General features: G+C 50.3%; 8 protein-coding genes, 1 tRNA gene and 1 pseudogene. 2 read left to right on the forward strand and 8 right to left on the reverse strand.

The features are described 5' to 3' along the window. Window positions 1–74: 74 nt before the first annotated feature. From IMQ33_RS06770 to IMQ33_RS06780, 3 genes are all read right to left on the reverse strand, one after another. Window positions 75–151 (reverse strand) — tRNA-Pro (locus IMQ33_RS06770). 125 nt (window positions 152–276) lie between these two features. After that, entirely contained in the window at window positions 277–1,971 is a 1,695-nt protein-coding gene (gene eptB, locus IMQ33_RS06775) for a kdo(2)-lipid A phosphoethanolamine 7''-transferase (protein WP_024486967.1), read from the reverse strand. A 221-nt stretch (window positions 1,972–2,192) separates the two neighbouring features. Continuing rightward, the gene (locus IMQ33_RS06780; protein ID WP_024486966.1) at window positions 2,193–2,618 is read right to left on the reverse strand and encodes an organic hydroperoxide resistance protein; all 426 of its coding nucleotides are present in this window, start codon (window positions 2,616–2,618) and stop codon (window positions 2,193–2,195) included. 186 nt (window positions 2,619–2,804) lie between these two features. Between IMQ33_RS06780 and IMQ33_RS06785 the strand changes: the two are divergent. Then, window positions 2,805–3,095 (forward strand): annotated as a pseudogene (locus IMQ33_RS06785) (GTP pyrophosphokinase); the annotation flags it as partial. A gap of 161 nt (window positions 3,096–3,256) precedes the next feature. Here the strand turns inward: IMQ33_RS06785 and IMQ33_RS06790 are convergent. Both IMQ33_RS06790 and bglF read right to left on the reverse strand, forming a co-directional pair. After that, a complete protein-coding gene (locus IMQ33_RS06790) occupies window positions 3,257–4,657 on the reverse strand; it encodes a glycoside hydrolase family 1 protein (protein WP_196061590.1) in 1,401 nt (466 codons plus the stop codon). Window positions 4,658–4,680: 23 nt separating this feature from the next. Beyond that, on the reverse strand, window positions 4,681–6,558 hold the full coding sequence (bglF, locus tag IMQ33_RS06795; RefSeq protein ID WP_196061591.1) for a PTS beta-glucoside transporter subunit IIABC: 1,878 nt from the start codon (window positions 6,556–6,558) through the stop codon (window positions 4,681–4,683). A gap of 631 nt (window positions 6,559–7,189) precedes the next feature. Between bglF and IMQ33_RS06800 the strand changes: the two genes are divergently transcribed. Next, a complete protein-coding gene (locus IMQ33_RS06800) occupies window positions 7,190–7,939 on the forward strand; it encodes an NAD(P)-dependent oxidoreductase (protein ID WP_196061592.1) in 750 nt (249 codons plus the stop codon). 663 nt (window positions 7,940–8,602) lie between these two features. Here IMQ33_RS06800 and IMQ33_RS06805 read toward each other — a convergent pair. The 3 genes from IMQ33_RS06805 to IMQ33_RS06815 all read right to left on the reverse strand — a co-directional run. Further along, entirely contained in the window at window positions 8,603–9,160 is a 558-nt protein-coding gene (locus IMQ33_RS06805; protein WP_196067753.1) for a helix-turn-helix transcriptional regulator, read from the reverse strand. Between the two features lie 105 nt (window positions 9,161–9,265). Continuing rightward, a complete protein-coding gene (locus tag IMQ33_RS06810; RefSeq protein ID WP_196062722.1) occupies window positions 9,266–10,510 on the reverse strand; it encodes a fimbrial protein in 1,245 nt (414 codons plus the stop codon). Between the two features lie 64 nt (window positions 10,511–10,574). Continuing rightward, window positions 10,575–11,096, reverse strand: a 522-nt coding sequence (locus tag IMQ33_RS06815; RefSeq protein ID WP_196062721.1) for a FimD/PapC C-terminal domain-containing protein, incomplete at its 5' end; no start/stop codon positions are given.

An 11,096-nucleotide genomic window follows, 5' to 3' on the forward strand; every position in this document is an offset into this window, starting at 1 on the left:
CTCCGCGGAGGTTCTCATCCTCATAAACGCCAGACGTAAAAAAGCCCGCTTGAAAAAGCGGGCTTTCTTGAATGTGGTCGGCGAGAGAGGATTCGAACCTCCGACCCACTGGTCCCAAACCAGTTGCGCTACCAAGCTGCGCTACTCGCCGATGCGGGGCGCATCTTACTGCTGGGCCGTATACGCGTCAATCTCTTTTTCACCACTGCATACCAAGTGGCGCTAAAAGCGCCAAACAGGCCAGTATCTGAGCGGATACGGCCTTTCTGGCTCGGTTTACAGCGCCTTGGCGTCCGCTTTACTCTGCGGAAGGTGACACCAGTTATTGCTCTCAACAATACCGCCGTCTGGCGAGGTGTAACCCAGGCAGCCGAGGATAGAGTCAAACAGCTCTACGTGACGGTGCGGTTGGCCAACCCGCTGTTGAGTCTGTAACTGCTCAAACGCACTCTTATGCTGCGGGTCTTCGAGGTATTTATCGGAAGCCCAGACGATCATCGGCACACGGAACTGCTCCGGCGGGGCCATTTCACGCGGCGTACCATGCAGATGCGAGTTTTCACCAATGGATTCGCCATGGTCGGCCGCGTAAAACACGATAGCCTTCTTATCTCGCACCTGGTCAATCACGCTGTCGATAAAGGTATCGGTGTACAGCACCGAGTTGTCATAGGCGTTAATCAAGCGCTCTTTGGAGCAGAACTCATCCACGCCCATGCATTCCGGCTGATAACGAGCAAAGCTGCGCGGGTAGCGCTGTGAATAGAGGTAATGCGACCCTTTGGTATGCAGGATCACCAAATGCTTGCCGTCAGGATGGCGAGCCAGCGACTCTTTCATCTCATCCACCAACAGCATATCGTCCACCGATTTACCGTCGTTACGCTTCTCTGAGGCGATCATTTCACGGAATGAGTAGTTATCCACATCGGTATTATTGTAGAACCACACCTCGCTCTGCATCGCGAACAGCTCGGAACTGAAGCCCAGCTCTTTCAGTACGGCAAAGATATTCTGCTCTTTCAGGGTTCGCTGCGGGTTATCCGAGGTGCCATGCTCGCGCACGAACATACAGCGTAACGAAAGCTTGGTGGAGGTATCACAAGATTCCCCACGGAACGCCACCAGGTTTTTCTCCTGCGACAGCTTTGGCGTGGTATCACGCTCATAGCCCAGGATGCCCATATGATCCCAGCGGGTGGTTTCACCGATGATAAATACCACGTAGGTATCATCGATGCCCTCTGGGGCAACATAGGTAAAGTTCTTGCTGGGATCGAACATGTTGGCTGCGTCCGAGCTTTCATCATAACGGGTGTAGGCAAACAGCCCCAGCGCCGAAAGCCAGTTGGAAGGCAGATAAGAGTGCGCAACCACCCCGCCATAGCTCGGCAGATCGATATTGGTGATCTTTTCCTGTGCGCTTTGCTCTTTATCCAGGGTACGCAACGGCAGCCACACCAGCGCGACCACCGCCAACATAATCAGCAGTGGCTTAATCCGCTGCCCTGGCGTTTTCATTTGTTCGATCAGGGTGTCGCGCAGGTTATTGCTCCAGATGCACAGCAGCGGCAAAGCGCTGACCACGATCATCCACAGCACAAAATTCAGCCCGACCACCTCTTTGGAGAGATCGATATCGGTGGTCATCACCGAAACGATAATCCCATAGCCAATCACTACGTTGAAGAACGTCATGTAGTAACTGGCAGCGACGGAGATCAATACCAGTAAAGAAGCGACGATACGGTAAAACAGCCGCCCCCCCAGGGATACCAGCCGCATGATAAAGAAGGTGAACAGGACAATGGCGATGACTTCCGTCAGCGCAGAAACAACCTTGATCCCCTGAATGCCGTGCGCAAAGGAATCAAAACGACGATAGAAAACGGAAAGGTTTAAAAAGATGCCGATATAGATCGCTAACAATAACGATAAATTCTGCTGTGATAGCGATTTAACTTTGTTCATGTAACGCAGTGGCTCCGGGCTTCAAGTTCTGAAACCATCAGACAGTCGATATGCCCTCAGGTTCAGCCGATGGGCAATAAGCATCATTCTGCAGAACAGAATCAAGAAAAATCGCACCAAACGAGCATTTTTTGCCAATTTTGTGAGGAAAATAGCGGGAGACACAGCCAGGGAATGGGGGAGCATTGCTCCCCACTTTCAGCGGTTTTTGGCAGGAAACATTATTTAATGTTAAGGGTTACATCGATATTGCCGCGCGTGGCATTGGAGTAGGGGCAGACCACATGGGCTTTCTTCACCAAGTCTTCCGCGACGCTACGCTCAACGCCCGGCAGGCTGATATCCAGCTGAACCTCAATGCCAAAACCGTTGGGGATCTCACCGATACCGACGGTGCCCTCGATGGAGGCTTCGGCAGGGATTTTCACTTTTTCTTTGGAGGCGACAAATTTCAGTGCCCCCAGGAAACAGGCCGAATAGCCCGCGGCAAACAGTTGCTCAGGGTTGGTAACCTCTCCGCCTGCCCCACCCATCTCTTTCGGCACGCCTAATTTCACGTCCAACACGCCGTCGGATGAGGTTGCACGGCCGTCTCGGCCACCGGTTGCCTTGGCATGGGCGCGATAAACCACTTTCTCAATAGACATAGATCGTTCCTTTTCGGGTTGGTGACCCGATCCAGTGTAGACCATTCTGCGCGGAGCCCAGGCTCGCACAACTGACGTTAAGCACGGTATGCTAAGTTCTATCTATCGGATGCCGCAGGGAAATCAAAGCATGACTGACACATTGGCCGAACGCGCCCGCCGCTATGCCACCAAAGCGCATGGAGCGATCGACACCACAGCGCCAGCGGCTCCCCACAGGCCAAAACCATCAAGCTGGCCGATTTGATCGACAACACCCGTTCCCTGCTGCAATACGACAGTCACTTCGCCAAAACCTACCTGGTGGAAAAACAGCGCCTGCTGGAAGTGCTGACCGAAGGCGATCCACAGCTATGGCGGCAGGCTAGCTATATCATCGAACAGGGTTTGCAGGCGCTGCAGCTGCCACCGCATAACGTCCCGGCCCGTTGGTTTGACCATGCCCGGTTGCGATACCAGGCAAACGAGGTGGCATAAGCTTGAAATAGGAGGGGCCATCAGTTACAGAAATTACCTGGCCATTGCCGCCAATCAGCTCCCTTCTAGGCAGGGCAAAACGATCACAGCACCCGACTGCAACACCGTGGCAGCTCCCTCTCCCTGTGGGAGGGTTGGGGTGAGGGGTAGTTAGGCCACTACTATTTAATTTTCAAACTGCTACCGTTGCTGTGGATCACATCGCGATACCAGTAGAAACTCTTCTTGCGGCGGCGCTCCAGGCTACCGTTGCCCTCATCATCGCGATCGACATAGATAAAGCCGTAGCGCTTCGCCATTTCCGCTTTGGAGGCGCTGACCAGATCGATCGGCCCCCAACTGGTGTAACCCATCACCTCAACCCCATCGTCGATCGCTTCTGCAACCTGCACCAGATGGTCGTTGATATAGTCAATGCGGTAATCGTCGTTGATGCTGCCGTCGGCCTCGATGCGGTCTTTCGCCCCCAGCCCGTTCTCGACGATAAACAACGGTTTCTGATAGCGGTCATACAGCACGTTGAGCAGATAGCGTAGCCCCACCGGGTCGATCTGCCAGCCCCATTCCGAGCTTGCCAGATGCGGGTTAGGTACCATGTTGAGGATATTGGCACGGGCGGTCTTGTTCTGTTCTTCGTCGGTGGTCACGCAGCCACTCATATAGTAACTGAACGAGATAAAGTCGACGGTTTCGCGCAGCGCCTGCTTATCTTCCTCGGTGATCGTCACCTGAATGCCGTTCTCACGGAAGAAACGTTTCATATAGGCCGGGTACGCACCGCGCACCTGCACGTCACCAAAGAACATCCAGTCGCGATTCTGGCGCTGGGTTTCCAACAGATCTTCCGGCTTGCAGCTCAGCGGATAAAGAATACCGCCCAGCAACATATTACCGATCTTACCGTCCGGCACGATCTCATGGCAGGCTTTTACCGCCTTGGCGCTGGCCACCAACTGATGGTGGATCGCCTGGTAAATCCCGCTTTTGCTGCTGTCTTCCGGCAGACCGACGCCGGTGAACGGCGCATGCAGCGACATGTTGATCTCATTGAAGGTCAGCCAGTGTTTGACCTTGTGCTTATAACGCTCGAACACCGTGCGAGCATAACGCTCAAAAAACGCAATAAGCTTACGATTACCCCAACCGCCGTACTTTTGCGTCAGTGCATAGGGCATTTCGTAATGCGACAGGGTGATCAATGGCTGAATGCCGTATTTGGCCATCTCATCGAACAACCGATCGTAAAACGCCAGCCCGGCTTCATTCGGCACATCTTCATCCCCTTGGGGGAAGATGCGCGTCCAGGCGATCGAGGTACGCAGGCACTTGAAGCCCATTTCGGCAAACAACGCGATATCTTCAGGGTAACGGTGGTAGAAATCGATCGCCACATCCTTGATACCGCTGTCTCCGGCAACGCGTGGCGTCAGCCCGCCAAAAATCCCTTGGGGTTGCAGATCTGACGTCGAAAGGCCTTTGCCATCTTCCAGATACGCGCCTTCTACCTGATTTGCCGCGACCGCGCCGCCCCATAGAAAATGTTGTGGAAATTTGCAACTCATCGCTTTCTCCTCAATAAACCTGATTAACGTAATAGTGTCAGCAACGGTGCCTGTTCCTGCACCGGGCTTTGGCCGCTGGTAAGCACATCGATATAGTCGTCGCTGTTGCTGATGATGATCGGGGTGGTGGTATCGAAACCTGCGGCACGGATCGCCTCTTGGTCAAACTCGATCAGCAGATCGCCCTGTTTAACGCGATCGCCCTCTTTGATATGGGCGGTAAAATGCAGACCGTTAAGCTTGACGGTATCGATGCCCACGTGGATGAGCACCTCGGCACCCTCATCCGATTCAATGCCGATGGCGTGCTTGGTTTTGAACAGCGATACCACACAGCCATTGACTGGGGCCACCACACGGCCCTGGTGCGGCATAATCGCCACGCCTTTACCCAGCAGGCCGCTAGCAAAGGTGGCATCCTGAACCTGCTCCAACGGGATGACGTCGCCAGCAATCGGGCTGGTAACCTGCTGCTTGCGGTTGAGCGGTGCCTGTAAAGCTGGGGCTGCTGCCGCTTCAGCCGGTTGTTCCGCTGGCGGTACGATACCGAACAGATAGCTGGCAATGGCTGCAAACACAAACGACACCAAGGTACCGGCGATCGCCCCCAAGACCGTCGCATCAAAGCCGCCTGCCGGAATGATCTGGGCAAAGGTGAAAATACTGACCAAACCAAACGAGTAGGTTGCCGTGTGGAAGTAACCAATCACCGCACCACCCAACGCCCCACCGATACAGCCGAAAATAAATGGCCGTTTGTTTGGCAGCGTGACCCCGTACACCGCAGGCTCGGTAATCCCGAAGATACCGGCGGTAACGGCAGAGCCCGCCATCACCCGCAGCTTGGCATCGCGGGTACGCAACATCACGCCCAATGTGGCCCCCACTTGCCCCATCACCGCAGGCAGCAGCAGTGGAGACAGGGTGTCACGGCCAAACACACTCATATTGTTGAGCATCAGCGGTATCAGCCCCCAATGCAGGCCAAAGATCACACAGACCTGCCAGGCCGCGCCCATAAAGGCACCAGCAACGATCGGGTTGAAGGCATAAATAGCCTGATAACCGTTGGCCAGCATGTGGCTCAGCCAGGTGGCCGCCGGGCCAATCAGTAAGAAGGTGAGCGGCACTGTGATCACCAGACACATCAATGGCGTCACAAAATTACGCAGTGCGCTGTGCAACACGCGGTTAAATAGCGGCTCCAGGCGGCAGGATACCCAGGCGGCAAAAATGATCGGAATGACCGACGAGCTATAGTTGATAAAAGTAATAGGGATGCCGAGGAAATACTCCGGCTGAGCCCCCGGGAGCTGTGCCACCTCAAAAGCCCCCATCATCAACGGATGCGTCAACGCCCCACCGATGGCCATGGTGACAAAGACGTTACCGCCAAATTTCTTACCGGCGGTGTAACCCAGCATGATCGGTAAGAAATAGAACAGCGCGTCGCTGGAGGCAAACAGCAGCTTGTAGGTGCCGCTACTCTCCAACATCCAACCACAGGCCAAGCTCAACGCCAGGAAACCCTTGAGGATCCCCGAGGCCGCCATCACGCCGAGCAGCGGGGTAAAAATGCCGGAAACCACGTCGATAAAACGGCTGAGCAGGTTTTCCTTTTTATCTTCTTGTGCATTGGCTGGCGTTTCCTCACCTGCGCCAAGCTGGGCATTCAAGGCGTTATAAACCTCTCCTACGTGGTTACCTACCACCACCTGAAACTGGCCGCCGCTTTCCACGACCATGATGACGCCTGGGTTTTTCTTCAACGCCTCCGCATCTGCCTTGCCGTGTTCTTGCAGTTTAAAACGCAGGCGGGTGGCGCAATGCACCAGGCTTTTCACATTGTCGCGGCCACCGACGCCGGCCAAGATCTCACTGGCTAATTCCTGATATTTCATGGTTGCATCCTTAACGCTTAACCTTGCTGCTCCCCAGCCACGACGATGGCCAATCGTCGTGGAGGAATTCAGCGCAAAAAAAAACCTAAACCTCGCTGCCTCTGATCCCAACGTGGGGAAACAGAAACTCGAGGTTTAGGTTTTGCCTGCAAAAGCAGTGACAACCCTAAATCGGTTGAGCTATGACGGTAACATTCTGTTTTTCAGTGCGGCAAGGCTTTCCGCCACAAAGTTGCCGAAGTGTGATCCGGTATACAAAATCCTCTGCCATCCCCCTAGCGCTTTTGTATGATTAGCCAGCCACAAAAAACATTACCACTTTTAATCTATTACCATATTGTAATTTACCGTAAAGACATGTCTTAATACGCAACAAAACATAATCAATAATGACTTAACCCATTAAATAACATTGAATTACGATCTACTTTCGCGCTTTTTGTTTCATTGAATTTATCATTGCACCCATTTTTGAGTAGTGAAAAAACCCGCTTAAAACCCGACAAAATGCTAAGCAAAATCCTAATCAAACCAGAAAATACATCAGAAAAACTAACTAAAAGATGGACAAAAATAGTTCAGAGTATTATTACTAGTCTTCAGAAAATTTGTTTTAGGGAAAGCAGTAGCCATGGCATTACGTACAGAACTTGGGCGGGTGTTAATTACTGGTGCCGGTGGCCGAGTGGCGACAGCGTTCAGGCAGTTCGCTGGCCACCGTTACGACTTTCGCCTGGCGGAAAAAGAAGCTGGTCTGATCTCTCATTTGCGGCCCAATGACGAGTTACTGACGTTCGATATCACCGATATCGAGGCTTGCCGGGCAGCCTGCGTCAACATCGATACCGTGCTGCATTTGGCCGCCGATCCTTCTGCGGATGCTGATTTTTGTTCTTCACTGATGAACAACAACATCCTTGGTACATTCAACATCTTCCGCGCAGCGAAAGACGCAGGCTGCCAACGCGTGGTGTTTGCCAGCAGTGCACAAGCGGTGGAAGGCTATCCACTGGATTACCAGGTGCGCCCGGACGATGCGCCGAAGCCGAAAAATATGTACGGGGCGAGCAAGGCGTTTGGCGAGGGGATCGCCGCCTATTTTGCCCATCAGGAGGGGCTTTCTGCACTGTCGGTACGGATTGCCAACTTCACGACGTTGGAAGCGGGCCAGCAGATCAGCGCGCGGGATATGAGCGCCTTCCTGAGCCACCGGGATGCCGCCGATCTGCTCGATCGCTGCATCCGCGTTACTCACGTGCAGCATGCGGTGGTGCATGGCATCTCTAACAACCGCTATAAGCGACTGTCGTTAGAGGAGACTACGCGACTGCTGGATTACTACCCCGAGGACGATGCATTTACCCTGCTCGGGTTTAGTTAAGCGGGCGCAGCACGCTGCCCCCGTTTAACCCAGCAACATTGCCACTTTGTCATCATTCTGACGTCGTATATCTGCCCTTTCCGCTTTGTGATTTTTTCGGGAAGGCTTCTGTCCGTCTTAGAAGAGTCTTTCCGTTATCGGGTAAAGTAGGAAGTTAAACACACGGGGCCTTTTAGGTTTTAATGTCATCTGAATTCTGAGAATTGTATCTGGAGTTGAGCATAAAAAAGTTTATTAAACATACGGAAATAATAGATGAGATGGTGGGAAAGGGTGAGGTAGCTAAGGAACCACTTATTGTGATGGTGAGTCAATGTGGATTTGAAAGCTGAATAAATTATTAACAGAAAATCATCACAAAATAAACAATCGATGATACGATTATTACATTATTTTCCAAAAATGAAGTCCTGAAGAAACCACTCCTCTGCATTTAAGATTCAGATTAACGCTGGGCTATGCAGAGTTAACCTGAAAAATATTCATAGCCAAAATTTATTTTGATGTCACTATTTAACTTTTTGTTATTGTAAATTTTAAACGGGAGGGTATGATGGAAAACACCTCTCACTGTACCTATTTCTCATGGCGTAATTAATCTTTAAAATAGTTAGTGTATTAAGTTACCAATCCCCATATGGAGTTATGATTAATTATCTGCTTTCATATAATATATATCTTATCTCTAATCGGCCATATATCAAATATGTTCCGCCCTCCCAATTTGTGTAATGCATTTCTTCTGTGTGAATATACGGTTTTTATAGAAATATTTAAAAATCGGCCAATAGATTGAGGGTTCATTCCGCTAATAGTGTGTAGAAGGATAGTTTTCTCTCTACTCGTTAACGAAGATTTTATGGGAGGTTCAGGTAATTTACCTTTCTGCTGACCCTCTTTGATTTTTTTTAATATTCCTTCTGCATCCGTGTTAGCATCTAGGAAGCATTGTTTTTTAAACGCGAAATTAAACCTTACCTTATTATTGGTAGGAATGAAAATCAACTGTCCAGTAAGTTGCTCCGTTGAAATCAAGTAAGAAAGATCAACGCTATAATAAGATATGTAAAAAATCAATACATCTGCCTTTCTTATTTCATCTTTTGTTTCTTCGAACAAAGCTTTTGGTTCTACCTTCCTAATTTCATTTTTATCATTTTTTATTTTCCCTTGAAGCCCTAAAAAGAAGTAATTATTATCGGTTATTATGTTAATCTTCATTTTTCATACTCCATTATGATACCTACTTTATTAGGTTGAATTTTGGTGGTTAAAAACAGGCCTATAAGGCCTCAAAATAACTGAGGCCATAAGCAGTATAAGGTTCTAATAATAATTGATAGTAAAAGTCATTTTTCCATCCGCCCGGCCGCCTACCAGCTGTGTATTGGTTTTTATGTAACGAGCGGCTAACGGGATCCTCAATGTTGTAGTTCCATCTTTGGGTGCTGTTACTGTCTGAACCTGACTAAAGTTAAAGGGGGTTGGTGCTCCTGAAGAATTACCATACCCGATTTGAATACCTATACCTTGTGCTGCGGGATCAGCTGTCGATGAATTTACTGCCATAATGCCTTGAAGAGGATCAATGACTGGATTCATTGGTGTCAGCCCTAATGTCAGCGCGTTAGGATCAGAGCTGCTTGTGCTGGTCGTAACCACTCCATTTCCTGACCTTCTTAACGAGGTGTTACTCATGTTATAAGTGCCATAGAACGTAGGGCAGTTGTTTAATGTTACGGATGCATCCACCCACGGTGTTGCAGAATTAGCACTTGTAAAGTCAGTTGAATCATATCGACCTAAATCTACATTAACATCAGGTGTTGCGCAGGTAGTCGACACCACATTGAGACTTCCATTAAACTGCAGGTATTGAAGCGGAAGGGGAAGTCCAGCAATACCTGCTGCGATTTTTGTTACGGCTACTGTTGGGAAATTTGCCGCGTTAATAACTCCCGGCGTGACGGGGCCTGTTTTGACCAACCAAATACGATAAGCCCCGCTATTTACAATGGGTTTTCCTGACTCAAAAAAGTCTGTCCTTTCTATTCGTGGCAATTTTTCACCGAAGCCATTTGTTCCTGTGATGAAGACACCGATCCCTGGCAATCCACTCTCATATACTGTACCGCTAAAACCACCGATCGTTACGGGAACAATTGGCAATGGAGTGGTGCTATATTGGGCATATTGTTGCAATGTCACATCTGCATCACAGATTAATACCGCCCCCATATTTTGGAAGGTGTAGTCAGCTCTATATAAAGCGGTGCCGACAGGCGTGTCGGGGCCAACGGTAATATTGCCAGAAAGCGTTAATAGGCCTTGAAATGGAACCACACCCGGAACCGGGGAGCACGTTACTGCCTCTGCATTCTGACTAAAAACAGCACTCATGAGGAGGATAGTACATATCGGTAGTGTCGATAGCACTGAAAATATATTTTTCAGTGGGTTTGAATTTTTTCGTTTCATTGATTTATCTCTCATGCTGAGAAAATCTAGATAATGAGATAAGAAGCTGATAAATAAAATTCGTTTAACACTTAGCGAAACGAGTCTTATCACCACCTTTCCTACATATCTAGGTTATCTAACTAGTATTAAATATCGTGGTTCATGCCAGGTTTGTTTAACTTTCGCCTGCGGGTGTATCCATACCTGCGTTGGCCAGTATTTTGTTTCCCGGCACCAGAGCGTCACTCGGTAAACAGCTCGAGTTAAACTGTTGTATCTGAGCCTGTTTCTGCCCTTTGGCGACAGGCATCAGGACATAGCTGACGGCGCATTGCATTTCGCTGCCTTCCCCCCATTTCACACGTAATTGCCCCCGGTCTTCTGCCACGCGGGCATACAGTTGCCCACCCGGGCCGACGGAACCCACGCTGTTCCCCTTGCTGTCAAAGATATCGGCCCCAAACGGCACCGGCTCACCCTGGTAGGTGGCGTTGACCAGGATAGGGGTGCCATGTTTGGTGGCGTATTTCACCTTCACCACCGCCCCGGAGTACGGCGCTACCTTCTGGCTGGTATTATCCAGTTCCACGTCTGAAGAAGTGCCTTTCGGATCGATGCTGATGTCGTTCATCTGGTACGGGTTCAGGTACGGCACCACCGCATAGCCACGCGAGTCAATCTTCACCCCCGGATACGA

Source organism: Serratia sp. Res13-Sevr-LER1-36-b, assembly GCF_015673035.1.
GTDB classification, from domain to species: domain Bacteria; phylum Pseudomonadota; class Gammaproteobacteria; order Enterobacterales; family Enterobacteriaceae; genus Chania; species Chania fonticola_C.

What these genes read in the sequence shown, in the direction of transcription:
- eptB (WP_024486967.1), bottom strand. Translation starts at nt 1,971, where the DNA reads ATGAACAAAGTTAAATCGCTATCACAGCAGAATTTATCGTTATTGTTA.
- IMQ33_RS06780 (WP_024486966.1), bottom strand. Translation starts at nt 2,618, where the DNA reads ATGTCTATTGAGAAAGTGGTTTATCGCGCCCATGCCAAGGCAACCGGT.
- IMQ33_RS06790 (WP_196061590.1), bottom strand. Translation starts at nt 4,657, where the DNA reads ATGAGTTGCAAATTTCCACAACATTTTCTATGGGGCGGCGCGGTCGCG.
- bglF (WP_196061591.1), bottom strand. Translation starts at nt 6,558, where the DNA reads ATGAAATATCAGGAATTAGCCAGTGAGATCTTGGCCGGCGTCGGTGGC.
- IMQ33_RS06800 (WP_196061592.1), top strand. Translation starts at nt 7,190, where the DNA reads ATGGCATTACGTACAGAACTTGGGCGGGTGTTAATTACTGGTGCCGGT.
- IMQ33_RS06805 (WP_196067753.1), bottom strand. Translation starts at nt 9,160, where the DNA reads ATGAAGATTAACATAATAACCGATAATAATTACTTCTTTTTAGGGCTT.